Below are 16,515 nucleotides of genomic sequence, written 5' to 3'. Positions count from 1 at the left end.
AGAATTACCAGCAGTTCACGGTGGCGATGTGTGCAAACGTATACCGGCAGCCTATTTTTTCAACAAACCATCAAGTGAAACGCTCAGATGTTTGACTGGCTAAATAAGCGCCGCTACCAGCCTATGGTGCCAGCGGACAACCCCGGCCGCGGTTGCGAGGCCACCATCTCGTTTGAAGGGCCTGCGCCACGCACCGAACACTTGCGGATGCTCCCCCTGCTGGCAGAGCAGCTGACGCGCCAAGGTTTCGCCGCAACAGAGCAAAACGGCTGGTTGCTGCTGCCCAACGGCCTGCTGTTGCAACCATTGCTGCTGTCGGTCAATCCCAGAGACGATGGTGGTGCGCAATGTGCCACGACGGTTTCCGTCTGTCATGCCCAACAAATTCCAGGCGGCCTGTTTGAGTACCAATACTCCAACGGTCCCACAGCGATACAGGCGATTACCGACGGTTTTGAGCAGTGGATTCAGCTGGATTTGCAGACACTTTGCGAGGCCGTAGAAGCAGCAAAACCGCAGGATGCCCAGGTGCTGATGCACATGAAGATGAACTTTCCCGCGTCGGACACCCATGGGCCACTGAATCGCCGCGTGGTGCTGGGCCACACCATGCGAGTGCGCCAACAACCCGACGAAACGGCTGAGGCTGAGCACCCGTTTTGCCCCTGCTGCTTGCTGACCAACAGCCTGGAAGGCTTTGAGGCACAGCTCAAAAGCGAACAGCTCTACGGCTTAAGGCTGTTCGCTTCGCGCGACAGCGAGGGCCAAATCCAGGCTGACTGCCGTGTCAACGGCCAGGAGTGGCCGCAAGGTGCACAAGCTCTGATGGGCTATGTGCGCAGCTGGCCTGATCAGGGGTTTGAGTTGAGAAAGCAGTATGTGGTGATCTGCAATGGCTGACAGGCACATTTCCAGTCCTTCTGCTTGATAGCAGCGCCATAGCGCAGAGCCAACACCCAGCCCCGCACACCTGGCGCAACAGCTAGGTAGTCGCAGCGCGACGCTCCCACCGCTCCATAGCGACCTTACCGCGAGCGGGCGACCTTTCCGTTTCATTGCAGCGCAGCTGACAAGGCACCGTTGTCGGCATGCATCAATGCTGTCGATAGTCACCAGATATCAATAAATTGTATTGATTTCACAATATCAATTCACAAATAATCATGCACTTCTTCTATCAAGAAGGCGCTGGCAGTTATGTCGCTTTATCGAGCAGGCAACTGCACTAACAAGGAGAGGCAGCGAGATGATGAGCAATAATCGAGGGGCGATGGCGGTTGCAGCCGCTTTGCTGGTGTCGTCACAAGCGGTGCTGGCAGACGTTGGCGATTGCACAATGACAGCCGGAGCTTATAAGGCAAACACCAGTGTGCAGGTGTACCTGATGTCGGACCCAAACACGCCATTGACGGTACGCGGCAAACTCAACGACACAGACTCCAGCCAGGGCAATACCACGACGCCATACACAAGAGCGAACGGCGTTTTCATATTCACTTCGCAATACAGCAATGGCGAAGCCTATAAAACAATAGGTCCCGACAAGACCTCTGTACCCCCCAATAAAGTGGAGTACATTGATTACAAAACATTCTGCGACTTCGGCCCCAAATCCAGCAACCTGCAATTGACGGGCTCTCACAGCTGGTCGGCGAACATTGGTGAGGAATACGACCAGGAAGGCATCGCCATCCAGTTCTATGACACCACCACCAAAGCAAATTTCGGGCCGGCATTGACGGGCGCCGCCGTGGGTTTGACCAATGGCGATATCAGCAAAGTCAAGCCGCAAGACCCTGCCGCAGCCACCATGCCTGCGGCGTTTCTGTCGGGCCATACCTACGAAATGCGCATCAAGGATGCCAAGGGCAATCTGCCGCGCACTTTCGCCATCACCGACCCGCGGATGTACCACAGCTTTACCGTCCCCCTGGCCATGAGCGCCGTCGCGCTGAACAGCGGCGAAACATCGGTTACTGGTAATGCCACTGCTGGTGCAACGCTGACTGTGACTGACGCCGCTGGTGCCACTGTAGGCACTGCCGTGGCCCAGGACAACGGCACATTCAGCGTGGCATTTACCCGTGCGCTGGTACCCGACGAGGTGCTGACGGTCACTGCCACCGACCCGAGTAACGCCCCGCAAACCGCAACCGTCAAGGCAGCACCGGCCCCTGTAGTCACGCCTCCGGTAGTCACACCGCCAGTTACGCCTCCAGTGGTCACTCCGCCTGTTACTCCACCAGTGGTGACGCCACCAGTCACACCGCCAGTCGTCACTCCGCCAGTTACCCCACCAGTGGTGACGCCACCAGTCACACCGCCAGTCGTTACCCCACCCGTGATCACTCCGCCCGTGGTCACTCCGCCTGTGGTCACTCCGCCTGTGGTCACGCCGCCGGTAGTGACCCCACCCGTGGTCACGCCACCAGCCGCCAACGGCGCCGTACCCGTACCGGTGGATGCGCCCTGGGCCCTGTTCTTGACCGTAGCGACCATTGCTGGCTTGGCACGACGCTACCGCCGCAAGGAATAATCTGCATCAGCGCGAGGCGAAGGTCTTGCAAGCAAGCCCGGCATGGATAAGCCCGCCGGGCTTTTTCTATGGGCAAGCAACGGAGCGCATCGCCTGCGCGGCTGGGCGCCCCGCACTCTGATGTATTTGAGCCATTGCCCCAACCTGCGTCTCAGCCGGTTTGCTAGCATGAAACCCGCATGCAGCGGCAGGCACCGCCAGCCTGCCTGGTCGCCGTATGCCTTGCGACAAGCTTTTACCGAGGGAGACACCATGCCAGAGACTCCTGTTGTCACGCTCGAAATGCATTTCAGCCCCTGGGAGGCGCATATCAGCCGCGCACTGCTGGAGTCCGAAGGCATTCCCGCTTTTCTGGTCGGCGAGTACCTGATCGCCATCGAGTGGCCCATGGCTCTGGCCAGGGGCGGTGTGCTCCTGGTGGTGCCCGTATCCGCTCAACCAGCGGCGCTTGCCTTGTTGGCAGAGCGAGATCAGGGGGTGCTGCAGGCGGCGTTGGAGTGTGACTACCCGCCCGAGCCGCTTGTCTGCGCCCACTGCGGCAGCACGCAATTCCGGCGCCGGCGCAACTGGCCGGCAGCACTGGCTTCGATGTGCATGCTGTTTTTGTTTTCAACGCCTTTTCCGCCCGGCAAAGTGCTCCAGTGCAGAACCTGCGGCACGACAACAGCTTGCTGACTGGCTGGTGTATTTGCGGCTGCCGCGCACGCGCCAAACCTTTGGTTTCCGCTAAACAACGGCCAGCTCAATCCAAACCGATGCTTTTGACGATCTCGCCCTCTTCGGCAAAGGCTTTTTTGGCGAAGGCGCTGTAGTCCGCGGCATTGCGGTATTCCAGGCGCACGCCGTAGTTGGCGGCGGCTTGCTGGAAGGCCGGGTCGGTCATGGCGGTTTTCACGGCGGCCTCCAGCTTTTGCACGATGGCCGGTGGCAAGCCTTTGGGGCCGGCAATGCCCAGCGGCGATGGGGTCACCACGTCGTAACCTTGTTCGCGGAAAGTGGGTACATCAGCAAATGCGGCAGGCCGCGTTTCCGAGGCAATGGCCAGCGCGCGCAGTTTGCCCGATTGCATGTGCGGCAGCACGGTATTGCCGAAAACGCCGGTTTTGGTGTGGCCGGCAATCAGTGCAGTCACCGCTTCGGCATCGCCTTTGTACGGCACGTGGGTGAACTGCACGCCCGCCCGCTTTTCCAGCAAAGCCATCAGCACATGGTTGGCCGAGAACTTGCCCGGCGTGCCGTAATCGACCGAGCCGGGCTGCTTTTTGGACTGCTCGACGATGTCTTTGACCGATTTGAACGGCGAATCCTGCGCCACCGCCAGCAAGAAGTCGTAGGACATGAAGGCCGCCACGTAGCTCAGATCGGCAATCGGGTCGTAGGCCACTTTCTGGATATGCGGCTGGCGGAAGATGCCCACCGGGCTGAGCGTGAGCCGGTAGCCGTCGGGCTTGGCGTTCTTCATGTCCATCACGCCCATCGAGGCACCGGCGCCGGGCTTGTTCTCGATAATGATCGACTGCCCCAATTGCTTGCCCATCGACAAAGCCAGCGCCCGCGCCACCACGTCGCTCACGCCACCGGCGCCATAGGGCACGATCAAGGTAATGGGCCGGTTCGGGTAATCCGCCTGGGCCAGCGCTGGGGCGGACAAGCTGCCTGCAGCCAGTGCAGCAGCCAAAGCAAAGAGGGTACGGCGTTGCATCGAAGTCTCCTGGTTTGAGGTGTTGCAGCCAGCCTACGAGATGCCTTGGCAGCAGACAAGATGCCCAGGCGACAACGCGCCGCTCTGCTTACCCTAATACGCAACCATGGCCAAACCCGGCGGGCACAGCGAAATATGGGCAAAAGCGCCTGCCAAAGCACCAGCGCCGCAGCGCTCAAACCAAGAAATCGTTGAACAATTCCACATAACACATCCAACAAAACAAATTTATCAACCTACAAGATTTGCGTATTGTTGAAATCCCTGATGGTCAGGCTGCCATGAAACTGTTAATTTTCGTACCCAGAATCTGTTGCAACCCTGGTGTTTCACCCGGCCCGCTGTCTGAGCTTGGGCCGCCCTCGTCCGTAAGGAGTCTTCATGAAGCGTCGTATTTTCTGTGCCAGCGCCACCTTGCTTGCCAGCCTGGGCATCGCCACGGCTGCAGCCGCACAAACCAAGTGGGATTTCGCCACCGCCTACGGCCCGGGCAATTTCCACTCCAAGAACAACGAGCAGTTTGTGAAGGACGTGGACGCAGCCACCGACGGCAAGCTCAAGATCACGCCACACTTTGGCGCTTCGCTGTTCAAAATGCCCGAGATCAAGCGCGCCGTACAAACCGGCAACGCGCAAATGGGCGAGTTCTTCCTGGTCAGCTTCCAGAACGAAGCGCAGATCTTTGGCGTGGACGGCCTGCCCTTCCTGGTGAGCAGCTATGACGACGCCTTCAAGCTCTACCAGGCGCAAAAGCCCGCGCTGCAAAAGCTGCTCGACAAGCAAGGCCAGGTGCTGCTGTATTCGGTGGCTTGGCCACCCCAAGGTATTTACACCAAAAAGGCCATCAACTCGGCCGCAGATCTGAAGGGCATGAAGTGGCGCGTTTACTCGCCCACCACCGCCCGCATTGGCGAGCTGATTGGCGCGCAACCCGTCACCGTGCAAGAAGCTGAGTTGTCGCAAGCCCTGGCCACCGGCGTGGTCGACGGCCTGATCACCTCCAGCGCCACCGGTGCCGACAACAAGCTGTTCGAAAACCTGAAGTTCTACTACAACGTACAGGCCTGGATTCCCAAGAACGCCGTGACCGTGAGCAAGAAGGCTTTCGCTGCGCTGGACAAGCCCACGCAAGACGCGGTGCTCAAGGCCGCCGCTGCCGCTGAAGAGCGCGGCTGGAAAGAATCCAAGGAAGTCGATGCCCGCTCGCAAGCCGCGCTCAAGGCCGGTGGCATGACGATCGACGCCGGCTCCGCCCAGCTCAAGGCCGATCTGGCCAAGGTGGGCGAGACCGTGGTCAAGGAATGGACCGAGAAGGCTGGCGCCGAAGGCCAGGCCATTTTGGACGCTTACAAGGCTGCCAAGTAAGCGGGCACCGCTGCGATGACGGCGCACGTCGGCCCTGCGGCAGATGTGCGCCGTTCTCCGTTGCAACCTGCTTGGGAACACTAGCATGCGTAAATTTTTGGACGCTTTGTACGCCACCGCCGCCTGGATCGCCGGGCTGGCCATGATCGGCATTTTGCTGATGGTGCTGCTCACGGTGCTGAGCCGGCTCATCGGCTTCAGCGCCCCCGGCACCGACGCCTATGCCGGCTACGCCATGGCTGGCTGCGGCTTCATGGCCTTGGCCAGCACCCTGAAAAAGGGTGAACACATCCGTGTCACGTTGCTGCTCGGCGCGCTCAAAGGCAAGGCCTTGAAGACGCTGGAAGTGGTGGCCTTGCTCATCGCCACCACCTTGGCCGGATTTTTGGCTTTTTACTCCACGCGCCTGGCCATCCAGTCGTGGGAAATTGACGATATCTCGGTGGGCATCGACGCCACGCCGATGTGGATTCCGCAGATCTTCATGGCGCTGGGAACGATCATTTTCTTTATCGCCTTTTGCGACGAGCTGGTGCTGGAGCTGATGGGCAAACGCCAGGCCGTGGTCAACGAGGACGCGCACCATGAATGAAATTACCGCAAGCATTGCACTCATCGTGGTGCTGTTGGCGCTGCTCGCGGGCGGCGTCTGGGTAGGCCTGACGCTGGCCGGCGTGGCCTGGTTCGGCATGGAGTTTTTCACCGCCCGCGCCGCTGGCGACGCCATGGCCATGACCATCTGGGGCTCGGCCAGCAGCTGGACCTTGACCGCCTTGCCGCTGTTTGTCTGGATGGGCGAAATCCTCTACCGCACCAATTTGAGTGAAAGCATGTTCCGCGGCCTCGCGCCCTGGGTCAACGCCCTGCCCGGCCGCCTGCTGCACACCAATGTGATCGGCTGCACCATTTTTGCAGCGGTCTCCGGTTCGTCGGCCGCTACCTGCGCCACCGTGGGCAAAATGAACGTGCCCGAGCTGCTCAAGCGCGGCTATCCGGAAAACATGGTCATCGGCTCGCTTGGCGGCCCGGCCACGCTGGGCTTGCTGATTCCGCCGTCGATCATTCTGATCGTCTACGGGGTCTCGGCCGAGATGTCGATCTCCAAGCTGTTCATGGCCGGCGTGCTGCCCGGCATCATGCTGGCGCTGATGTTCAGCGGCTACATCATGGTCTGGGCGCTGCTCAACCCCAACAAGGTGCCCAAGGCCGAAGGCGCGACCAGCTTCAAAGAAAAGGTCTACGAATCGCGCCACCTGATCCCGGTCGTGCTGCTGATTGCCGCCGTCATTGCCAGCATCTACTCGGGCATCGCTACCGCTACCGAAGCCGCCGCCATTGGCGTGGTGGGTTCGCTGGTGCTGTCGGCAACCCAAGGAGCGCTGACCTGGAAGAACTTCAAGGAATCGCTGTTCGGCGCCACGCGCCTGTACTGCATGATTGCACTCATCCTGGCCGGTGCCGCCTTCATGACTTTGTCGATGGGCTACATCGGCCTGCCGCGTCAATTGGCAGAGTTTGTCGGCAGCCTTAACCTGTCGCCGGCCATGCTGATCATCGTGCTGGGCATCTTCTACATCGTGATCGGCTGCTTTTTGGACGGCATCTCCACCATCGTGCTGACCATGAGCGTGGTGCTGCCCATCATTCAGGCCGCCGGCATCGACCTGCTGTGGTTCGGCATCTTCCTGGTGATCACCGTGGAGACGGCACAGATCACGCCGCCCGTGGGCTTCAACCTGTTCGTGCTGCAAGGCATGACGGGCAAGCAGATCACCTATCTGGCCCGCGTGTGTGCGCCCTATTTCCTGCTGATGGTGCTGGCCCTGGTGATTCTGTGGTTCTTCCCCCAGATCGTCACCGTGCTGCCTAACAACATGTAAGCGCACCGCTGTCCACCCCCCGCAAAACCGGCTCGCTGAGCCGGTTTTTTTGTGATTGCCAGCCGCATCAACCGCACTGTCGCGGGCAAAAGACAGGGTCATCCAGGCCCGGATATACCAACGCACAATAGCCGTGGCACACCCAACCAAGTGCCCAGAGAGAAAGGCCCACATGCATATCCACGGCTCCTGCCACTGCGGCGCCATCACGTTCACTGCCGATGTTGACCCTGCGCAGGTGGTGGTCTGCCATTGCAGCGATTGCCAGGCTATGTCGGGAGCGCCCTTCCGCGCGATAGTGCGTGCCGCCAGCGAGCAGTTCCACCTGCAAGGCACGCCCAAGGCTTACATCAAAACCGCGCAAAGCGGCCAGCGCCGCGCCCAGGTGTTTTGCCCCGAATGCGGCACGCCGCTGTATGGCAGCGCGGCCGAGAACCCAACGTTTGTCGTGATCCGCCTGGGCTGCGTGGCGGAGCGGGCGCAGTTTCCGCCAATAAACATTTAAAATCAATAAGTTGTAATACTATTTATTTTTCATACCACTTAAAATACCACTAAAAACAAACGCTGCAAACTTCGGTTTGTGGCCTTTATGCCTTCTAGGTCTGGGGCCTCACGAGGCCCGAGTAAGGCAGTCTTGCTAGGTCATTTCTATCTGGTGTGCTCCGGAAAGAGGCTCTCTGGGTCAGCGTGCCTACAGGGGATCGTCCGATCCTAAGCCCTGATGATCGTCCCAAGTGGCAGCTTCGGTATCTCGAACCCCGGCAGCAACTCCGCCAGCGAAGGCGGGGGCTGCCGCAATGTTTCCATGGCCGGATCGTCGTAGCGATAGCGCACAAAGAAGCCATCAATGGGATTGCTTGCAAAGAACGCCGCTTGGTAGCTCTTTTTGAACACATCCCAACAGTCGCCCCCAAAAAGTTCAGTCAACCGCTCTTCAATATGGCCCCACACTTCCGGTAGACACTCTTCATAACTCACATTCAACAGCGACCACGCTCTGACCCTGGGCTTATCTAGCTGCCTGCCATCACTGGTCATCACATCCAGCATCTTGCGCTGCGACCTATCGTTCCAATAAGTAGTCACGCGGACATGGACGTGCCGAGGCCTGAGTGCGTCAAACCAGGCGTTGAGTGCGTCCAGACGCTTTTGCATGGTCATTGGATCAATTGGCGCAGCAGTTTGCAAGGGTGCAACTACTACACCATCCAGCAAATCGCCAAACTGCTCATTTGCAATGTTCGACGCATGCGGGTGCAACGTTGCAAAACGATCGTCTGCATTTCGCAGCATTTGCATCCGCGCAGCAATGGCAAGGGCTTTGGCACTTTCTTCACCATGATGAGCAATCGAAAAAGACTTTAGCCACTTTTGGCCATTCATTTCCAATCTAGCGCTCCATGCTACCAGCTTTCCATGACGCCGAATACCGTGAACACCCGATGTTCCCGAAGTATTAGTAGAGCGGAGCTTGGAATTCACCTGAAGTTGGGTCTGTGGTGGAATCAAGCGTAACAGCGCATCACGATAGCTTCGAGCCATCAAAAGCGCAGCTTGCTCGCCTCCGTAAATTCCATCATGAAACTGCCGAGCAATTACCTTTTGTTGGCGGCTCAATGTAGCAAGCCAAAATCGTAGTTGGAGCCCTCTGGTGCTAATTTTCTCGACCCGATATACACCATATTCAACCGCAACCTTTGACTTTGAGCGCATTTTTAAAAACTAAGAAAATTAGATCAGATATCCGTACACCTTATTCAGGCGCTGACCATTTGCACGCTAGTGCATCTGACATCCTGAGACACTAATATAATAGCAAGCAAACTCATTAATTGCACTGCGAGTCGCAAGACATCACGGGATTTGAAAGGAGCCCTGCTGCACGGTTTGTTTCTTGGGGGCACACACCTCGTGCCTAACCTCTTATGTAGATGTGCAGTCTATTCCTCGTTTCAAGCATCTGGATCGTCTTGGCAGACAGGTCCGTTAAAAGTTAATGATCAGCGCTTGCATTGACAGGAGGTTCCTGTAATGCAACAACGCCCTTTGGCAGGGCTGTCGCCTTCATCAAGTTTGTGAACCGGATTGCCTGCAAGTGTCTTGACTTCCCACTCTTCCGCAACCGTTGATCCCCAGGTTTTGTAGCTGGCCTGCCAGATCACCTGCCCTTGGGCATTGGTCAGCTCTTGCGTCATGCCTACCTGGTCGGTGTGGAAGTAGTAGACCTTGCATAGCTGGGCTTGGTCGGCGCTTGCCGCCACCCTTTCTGTTCCGGTGCCCCAGTCCTGGATTTGCAGCGCTTGCGCTTTTTGCCGCGCCGTTTCGTTCAGCGATGCCCAGTAACGGCTTTCCGCATCGTTGGCCGCAGAGTTTGAAGGATTTGAGACTGTAGCGCTTGTCTGACTTACACTGACTGCTGCATTATTAATAGCATTTAGCGGCTACGCGTCATCTACAGTGCCCAGTCCGCCTTGCCAGTGGCACGTAGCTGCCTGGCTCATGCTCCTAACTAAAGGTGTTTCTACAAATTTGGCCAAGCGCTCTTCAATGATTTATCTGACCCTATTGCAATGAACGAACTCTCTCTATCCCCATATACCTGCTGAGCAGAGAGAAATATGCAATCAATATCTATTAAATTATTAATAATTTCAATATTAAGGCATAGCGATTTATCCAACTCAGCTCCATCCAATTTGCGTACATCTATATATTTACTAGAAATTATTAAAATTGCATTCTCTTCTAGGGCGAGGTAATCAAAATACAAATGAATCTCTTCCTCAATTAGATTTGCAATAGCAAAAAATTTTACTTTAGATTCATTTTTTACACTATACTCTTCATATATTTTTTCTGGTTTTTTGAGATCAATAACAGCTGGATGTTTCCATATTTTCTTATGATTGGTAATCGCATTATTTGATTGCCATGCATTATTTCCAAAAAGCATTTTACAATCAACAATATCACCTTCGGATTTGGATTTTTTAAGGATGGAAGCGAGAATTTCTATTTTTTTCTTTTTTGGAAAATCTGCATTAAAATTCCAGCGTATTCCTCCAGCATGATTGGAGATTTTTTTTGTGAGACCAGGGAAATTCGATGTGCAATTTGAAAAGTTGTAAACACAATTATCTTCAGCGAGACAATTACTTCGCTCAGTTGATACTTGATCAAAAAAATTGTCTTTAGTAGTCATAATGCTCTCCGTCTTTATCGTTAAAGTGAGGCCCTCTATTTTGTGAATTCCCCTTCCCAAAATCATGCCCTCCGGCATCATCACGGATGGTGATTGTCTTAGTCCCACCTCCAGCTTTAGGAACATCGTATTCATAAATCCGTCCAGGCTGACGATTGCCTCGTTTGTCAACATTAGGAAGTGTTCGCGTTGGAGGCTGGCTAGTAGGAATACCAGAGCGACGCTTGGCTTCACGAAGAGCGCCACGTCTGCCTGCTCCGTCAGGTGTAAGATTTGCAGGTCTTTCGCCTTCAGCATTGCACTTCGCTAGTCCCCAAGGATCAATCCACATCAGCGGATTAGGCGAATAACTCCCTAAATTGATCCCTCCAGCCAATCCAATCGGATCAGGACAGATGAACCGCCCTACATCCGGGTCATAGTACCGGAATGTGTTGTAGTGCAGCCCGGTGTCGCGGTCAAGGTACTGGCCCTGGAAGCGCAGGTTTTGCTGTTGATCGGCTTTGGCAGGGCTGTCGCCTTCATCAAGTTTGTGAACCGGGTTGCCTGCAAGTGTCTTGACTTCCCACTCTTCGGCAACCGTTGATCCCCAGGTTTTGTAGCTGGCCTGCCAGATCACCTGCCCTTGGGCATTGGTCAGCTCTTGCGGCATGCCTACCTGGTCGGTGTGGAAGTAGTAGACCTTGCATAGCTGGGCTTGGTCAGCGCTTGCCGTCACCCTTTCTGTTCCGGTACCCCAGTCCTGGATTTGCAGCGCTTGCGCTTTTTGCCGCGCCGTTTCGTTCAGCGATGCCCAGTAACGGCTTTCCGCATCGTCGGCCGCAGTTTTTGAAGGATTTGAGCCTGTAGCGCCTGTCTGGCTTGCGCTGAATGCAACACTATTGATAGCATCTGGCGGCTGCGCATCATCTACAGTACCCATCCCGCCTTGGTCTGCTTTCTCTCCGTCTGCATCCAGCCTTGCCAGTGGCACGTAGCTGCCGGGCTCGTACACATAGCTGATGGTGTTGCCACCCCGCCTCTCTTCGATCAGCCGCATGCCTTCCCAGATGAAGGTGGTGGTGCCAAAGCTGTCGTGTTTGGCGACTCTGCGCCCTATGGCGTCATAGTCAAACCGTGTGGTTTGTGTTGCCTGGTGTTCGGTACCAGGGCGTCTGGTTGTGATGACTTCGATCAGGTGGTTTTCTTCATCCCACCTGAATTGCTGTTCGGTGTGTCTGCCTGCAAGTTTGCGGATCAGTCTGCCATGGCCATCGTAGAAGTAGCGCTTGTCTTCAAACACCCGCACCAGGTTGTCACGCACGTAGCCGCGTTGCGACAGGGCCGTGCTGCTGCGCACTGCCTGCTGTGTAGCGGCATCCTGGATATTGCCAGCCGGATCGTAGCCAAAGCTTTCATTGGCCGCCTGCGCAAATGGCTGGCGTACACCAGCCAGAGGGGCGTGCTGGGTGTGCAGGATGCGGCCCGTGGCGTCGTACTGGTGGCCGGTGTCGCCTTGCAGGCTGTGGCGGCTGGCTCGCAGCTCACCCACCTTGTCGTACTGCCAGGCCTTGAGCAGCCCTTGCGGGCGCTGTACCTGACTGGCGGGATCTTGCTGCAACGCGGCCAGCGCGCTGCGCCATTGGCCTGCTGCAGCATCGTGGAGCCCAAACGGCTGGCTGGGTGTGTCGGCCGCTTGTGTCCAGGCCCCGGCAAGGCGCCCTACAGGGTCGTGGCTGTAGCGGGTGTGGGCGCGGCCCTGGCTGCGCAGTATTTCCTGGTGCAGGTCGTCACGCTCGATGTCGCAGATGAGCTGGTGCACAGCCTGCGCATCTGCGGCTGCCGTGTTTTGCTGGCTATAGTTGACCTGGTGGAGGTGGCCCGAGCCGTAGTAGAGGTAGTTGAGCGCTCGCTTGTGCAGCGGCTGATAGGGTAACTGCGGCAGCACGGTCTGCGTGCGGTTGCCCAGAAGGTCGTGCTGGTGCTGGAGTGTGTGGCACTGGCCAGTGATGTGGTCAATGCTCTCTTCCTGCACCACGTCGCCCATCAGGTTGTAGGCAATGCGTGTTGTGTGCAGCGGTTGGGTCTGCGGGCTACTGCCGGGGGGTGTAGTGTCTGCGGGGCCGGTGTCGATGATTTTGAGTTTGACAGCCTCCACCAGTTGGTCAAGCAGGTCGTACTGATAGCGGTAGAGGTATTCTGCAGTTCGCTTTTCTACCAGCCTGCCCACTTTGTCGCGCACCAGCTCGATGCGACGAGGCTGTACGCCTGGCGCGGCTGGCTGGCCAGCATGGGTTGTTCCCCAACCGGGCACCTCTGGCGTCGCACCTGCGCCAGTGATACCAGCTGCGCTGCCGATGTCATCGCCCAGCCCTGGGTGGTAGGTGACAGCAATGGGCATGCCTGTCAGGTTGTATTCAATGTCTACCTTGACACCGCCAACGCGCGTTTCCTGTACCAAGCGATCGGCCTGGTCGTAGGCAAATTCAAAGGATTCACCGTTTTCGTTGACGAGCCTTTGCAGCCGTAGCGCGCTGTCGTACCCAAAGTTGACTTCTCGTTGCTCCTTGTCGATGGTGCGCAGCAACTGGCCGCGGCTGTTGAAGGAGAAGCCGGTGACGCGGCTCAAGGCATCGGCAATGTTTTGCAGCATGCCGCTTTCGTCGTAACCATAGTTGGTGTTGGCGCCATCTGCCGTGGTGGATGCGAGCAGGCGCCCTTGTGCATCGTGCACATAGCGCGTGACTGCGCCGCGCGCGTCCGTAGCGGTGCTCAGGTTTCCCCAACCGTCATAGGTGAAACGCGTGGTTTTGTCAGAGCAATCGGTGTATGACGCAAGCTGGGCTCTGGGCGTCCAGGTCAGATACTTGACGCCGCCTTTGGCATCCACGATCTTGGTGGCAAGGCCTTTGTCGTCGTACACATACTGGGTAAGGCTGCCATCGGGCGCTTTGATGCTGGTGAGATCGCCCGAGTCGCTATAGGTGTAGAGGTAGGATTGGCCATTGGGTAGGCCTTGGAGCCATGGCAGGCCCATGTCGTTCCAACCCGTGGCGGTAACCCGGCCAATGGGGTCGGTCACACCGCTGACGTTGCCTTTGGCGTCGTAGCGTACCAGCGAGGTATTGCCACCGGGCTCTGTGTATTTGCTGACCAGCCAGCGGTCGTTGTATTCGAGCTTCCAGTGCTGCTGCTCTGGCCGGATGGCTTCCAATAATTCGTAGTGCGGATTCCAGGTGCACAGGTAGCGTCTGCCCAGATGATCCACGACCTCGGTTCCCCCAAAGACGTCGTTAGGCCCAGGAGCCTGCGCGTCCCACTGACCCTGGAGCAGTCGATAGGCAAAATGGTAGGTTTCACCATCATTGGTCCAGTTCTTGACGACCCGGGGCCGATCTTCGAACTGCTGCCATTCGTAGTAACTCTCCAGTCCCGAAGCATGCGCGTGCATGCTCATCAGCCGTTGGGCGTTGTAGGCAAAGCGCCGTGAGATTTTCTGGGTGCGGTCAATCACATGTTGCAGCTGACCGTGGGCATCGTAGCGGTACTGCACGAGCGGCCCCACATTCTCGCCAGGGGCTGCCTTGGTGATGGCAATGCTTTGGAGCTTGCCGCCAAGCTGTGTTGCATAGTTGAAGCGCAGAACGCGGCCGGTACTATCCGTGCATTCTTCCAGCTTCCCTGTGCCCGGTTGGCGGCGCAGCGATATGTAGTTGGCATGCCGGTCTTCGATGCGTTCCAGATCGTGAATCAGCGCATTTTGGGTAGAGTCGGCACGTGCCTGTTCTTCGAACAGGTAGTACATGCCATCGGCTGCGGACACAAAATACCGGTCGCCCTCCGTGCGGTACAGAGACAGTTGCTCTACCTCGTGGTACCACCCTTGAGCACGCGGGAGATCAGGAAATTCGATTTCCCGCCCGCCATAGCTGATGAACTTGAGCGTACGCTCGCCATCCTGCGCCGTTTCAATCTTGAGCTGCAGGCACAAAGGGGTGCTCCAGCCTTGGCCGAGCAGCGCGTTGTCCCTCGTATCCGCACTGCTGTAGATGCGGTGCCAGTCAAGCGGCAAGGGGCCTGGCAGTGAAAAATCCACTTCAGGTTGCAAGACCTTGATGCCTGTCGCCAGATGCACCGGGTTGCCCATGACTTGCTCGACCTCGGTCAAGATACCGTTGACGGCAAAACCAACCGACGCACCAGCCTGAAAAAGGCACGGCAGGTTTTTGGCGAGCCGCGGCACTGCAGTCAAGCACTTCCAGGCCTTTCTGAGGTTATGCAACTGCCATAACACATTGGCAACCCGCAGGATCGTAGAGACCTCGCTCGCAACATCACGAACGCGGGCCTTTGGATCTCCGATGAACACATCCGGAGATCCACTCTCGATCCGCGCGCCACATTCGACTTTGTCTCCCACCCGAGACGCCACGCAGGTATTGACAAATACCGTCTCTGCCCCTTCGGCAATCAGTATCTGCGGGGTATGCTTGCTACAAATAACTTCATCGATCGGAGAATCGGGTGTTGCTCTTGCTGCGCCGGTGGATTCGCTGTTGATGAACACATCCTGAGAGGCAGTAATGATCTCTCCAGTGATCTCGTATTCTTCGGGGCATATCTCGTCGACGAGAGGCTCCATGGCCTCAGCCCCTAACGATGCCCCATACACGCTGCCAGCCACTCGTGCCGCTACCACCACCAGACCCACGGCGATCACCGCGCCGGTACCCAGCGAGATGCCGGTCAAGAAGGTACCCAGGGCCACAGCACCCGTCACCAGTGCTGCTGCGGCAATTCCCCCCAGCATGCCACCTATGGCACCGCCGATACCGCCAACGACAAGTTTGGTAAGGTAACGCCAATTGGGGTTTTTCTGGTGCGCAATCGGATCGTGCAGCCGCGCTGCTGGGTGACTGGCTACCGACATCAGGCCCCCTCTCTGAACCTGAAGCTCTGGAGAATTTTTTGCCAGTACTCTTCGTCGGCTGCAGACATAGTGCCGCCAGTACTGGCCGTAAAAATAAGCAAATCATCAGAGGCAGGAAGCTGCATCACCACCTGCTGCTGAAAAGTTGCAACCCCGTTTTGCTTGAACTGCAGTTTCAGCAAATAGCCCTGCAGTTTCTTGGTGGACGAGGCTTGCATCGCCAAAGGCAACTGACCATTCGATTTGAAGCCACTCAAATAGGATTTCATCTTCTTGAGCTGCCGCTCAATGAACAGCTCCAGGCTCTCACCAGCTTCAAGCACATCGCGGGTCACCACAATGGAGATGCCGACGCCATCTTCAGGCATCAACACATTGGTGGTGCGGTCAATGTGGGGTTTTGGTAAATCAAATGCACCTTCTTGAATATGGAATTTCATAAATTCTTAGCTTTTGAAAAACTCAAACTCTTATACTTCAAAGATCCATCCAAATAGAATTCAGGCATTCCATATTGCTCATTTTGAAACCCAAATTTACCTCTTTACCGTTCAATTGAAAGGTTCTTACGGCCATCGCATCTGGGTATGGATGAGATGGAGGCTTAGGGAAAGGAAGCTCCCCCCACTTCTTCTCCATGTCACTCAGCTTTAAACATCCATTAATACCCTCTATCATGATATAATTTTTCTTATTATCTTTGGATGATCTAAAGTCAATTTTTGAAATTACCAGCCCATCCTCCAAAGAAATGGATTTGGTAGTTTCAAAAAACCTAAAATACTCATTCTCATCAATTTTTTTGAGTTTTTCATGAATAATTGACTCTATTTTATTTTCTGATGTAAGAGAGTTATTTTCAGCACCAGTTGTTAATGCATGAACCAAAGCCCAAATAGTCAACATAGCAATCTCCAT

General features: G+C 56.3%; 14 protein-coding genes. 7 read left to right on the top strand and 7 right to left on the bottom strand.

From position 1 onward, the window contains the following. The first annotated feature begins 87 nt into the window (after nucleotides 1-87). The 3 genes from ACFIQF_RS01815 to ACFIQF_RS01805 all read left to right on the top strand — a co-directional run bounded on the left by ACFIQF_RS01815 (nucleotide 88) and on the right by ACFIQF_RS01805 (nucleotide 3,211). The gene (locus ACFIQF_RS01815; protein ID WP_393939571.1) at nucleotides 88-900 is read left to right on the top strand and encodes a DUF6348 family protein; all 813 of its coding nucleotides are present in this window, start codon (nucleotides 88-90) and stop codon (nucleotides 898-900) included. A 484-nt stretch (nucleotides 901-1,384) separates the two neighbouring features. Further along, nucleotides 1,385-2,536, top strand: coding sequence for an Ig-like domain-containing protein (locus tag ACFIQF_RS01810; RefSeq protein WP_393939570.1), 1,152 nt, complete (start codon nucleotides 1,385-1,387; stop codon nucleotides 2,534-2,536). A 42-nt stretch (nucleotides 2,537-2,578) separates the two neighbouring features. Beyond that, entirely contained in the window at nucleotides 2,579-3,211 is a 633-nt protein-coding gene (locus ACFIQF_RS01805) for a putative signal transducing protein (RefSeq protein WP_393939567.1), read from the top strand. A 67-nt stretch (nucleotides 3,212-3,278) separates the two neighbouring features. Here ACFIQF_RS01805 and ACFIQF_RS01800 read toward each other — a convergent pair whose 3' ends face one another. Continuing rightward, nucleotides 3,279-4,238, bottom strand: coding sequence for a tripartite tricarboxylate transporter substrate binding protein (locus ACFIQF_RS01800; RefSeq protein WP_393939565.1), 960 nt, complete (start codon nucleotides 4,236-4,238; stop codon nucleotides 3,279-3,281). Nucleotides 4,239-4,619: 381 nt separating this feature from the next. Here ACFIQF_RS01800 and ACFIQF_RS01795 point away from each other — a divergent pair, with 381 nt between their 5' ends. The 4 genes from ACFIQF_RS01795 to ACFIQF_RS01780 all read left to right on the top strand — a co-directional run bounded on the left by ACFIQF_RS01795 (nucleotide 4,620) and on the right by ACFIQF_RS01780 (nucleotide 7,988). Continuing rightward, on the top strand, nucleotides 4,620-5,603 hold the full coding sequence (locus ACFIQF_RS01795; protein ID WP_393939564.1) for a TRAP transporter substrate-binding protein: 984 nt from the start codon (nucleotides 4,620-4,622) through the stop codon (nucleotides 5,601-5,603). Between the two features lie 85 nt (nucleotides 5,604-5,688). Then, nucleotides 5,689-6,195: a TRAP transporter small permease gene (locus ACFIQF_RS01790; RefSeq protein WP_393939563.1), complete on the top strand. Its 507-nt coding sequence runs from the start codon at nucleotides 5,689-5,691 to the stop codon at nucleotides 6,193-6,195. Further along, nucleotides 6,188-7,483: a TRAP transporter large permease gene (locus tag ACFIQF_RS01785; protein WP_393939562.1), complete on the top strand. Its 1,296-nt coding sequence runs from the start codon at nucleotides 6,188-6,190 to the stop codon at nucleotides 7,481-7,483. The genes ACFIQF_RS01790 and ACFIQF_RS01785 overlap by 8 nt, the downstream gene beginning before the upstream one ends. A gap of 172 nt (nucleotides 7,484-7,655) precedes the next feature. Further along, nucleotides 7,656-7,988, top strand: coding sequence for a GFA family protein (locus tag ACFIQF_RS01780; RefSeq protein WP_393939560.1), 333 nt, complete (start codon nucleotides 7,656-7,658; stop codon nucleotides 7,986-7,988). 209 nt (nucleotides 7,989-8,197) lie between these two features. Here the strand turns inward: ACFIQF_RS01780 and ACFIQF_RS01775 are convergent, their stop codons facing one another. From ACFIQF_RS01775 to ACFIQF_RS01750, 6 genes are all read right to left on the bottom strand, one after another. Beyond that, nucleotides 8,198-9,103, bottom strand: a complete 906-nt coding sequence (locus ACFIQF_RS01775) for an AP2/ERF family transcription factor (protein ID WP_393939558.1) — start codon at nucleotides 9,101-9,103, stop codon at nucleotides 8,198-8,200. 383 nt (nucleotides 9,104-9,486) lie between these two features. Further along, nucleotides 9,487-9,747 carry an RHS domain-containing protein gene (locus ACFIQF_RS01770; protein ID WP_393939556.1) on the bottom strand — a complete coding sequence of 87 codons (261 nt, stop codon included), beginning with the start codon at nucleotides 9,745-9,747 and terminating at the stop codon, nucleotides 9,487-9,489. 260 nt (nucleotides 9,748-10,007) lie between these two features. After that, nucleotides 10,008-10,688, bottom strand: coding sequence for a hypothetical protein (locus tag ACFIQF_RS01765; protein ID WP_393939554.1), 681 nt, complete (start codon nucleotides 10,686-10,688; stop codon nucleotides 10,008-10,010). Continuing rightward, the gene (locus tag ACFIQF_RS01760; protein ID WP_393939553.1) at nucleotides 10,678-15,597 is read right to left on the bottom strand and encodes an RHS repeat-associated core domain-containing protein; all 4,920 of its coding nucleotides are present in this window, start codon (nucleotides 15,595-15,597) and stop codon (nucleotides 10,678-10,680) included. Before ACFIQF_RS01760 ends, ACFIQF_RS01765 begins: the two co-directional genes overlap by 11 nt. Beyond that, on the bottom strand, nucleotides 15,597-16,037 hold the full coding sequence (locus ACFIQF_RS01755) for a DcrB-related protein (RefSeq protein WP_393939551.1): 441 nt from the start codon (nucleotides 16,035-16,037) through the stop codon (nucleotides 15,597-15,599). Before ACFIQF_RS01755 ends, ACFIQF_RS01760 begins: the two co-directional genes overlap by 1 nt. Before the next feature lie 37 nt (nucleotides 16,038-16,074). Beyond that, nucleotides 16,075-16,503, bottom strand: coding sequence for a hypothetical protein (locus ACFIQF_RS01750; protein ID WP_393939549.1), 429 nt, complete (start codon nucleotides 16,501-16,503; stop codon nucleotides 16,075-16,077). Nucleotides 16,504-16,515: the final 12 nt, after the last annotated feature.

This window comes from Comamonas trifloxystrobinivorans, assembly GCF_043359985.1.
Taxonomy (GTDB): domain Bacteria; phylum Pseudomonadota; class Gammaproteobacteria; order Burkholderiales; family Burkholderiaceae_C; genus Comamonas; species Comamonas trifloxystrobinivorans.
Note: the sequence above shows the minus strand (reverse complement) of the source record. Positions and strands in the feature narration are given on the sequence as shown.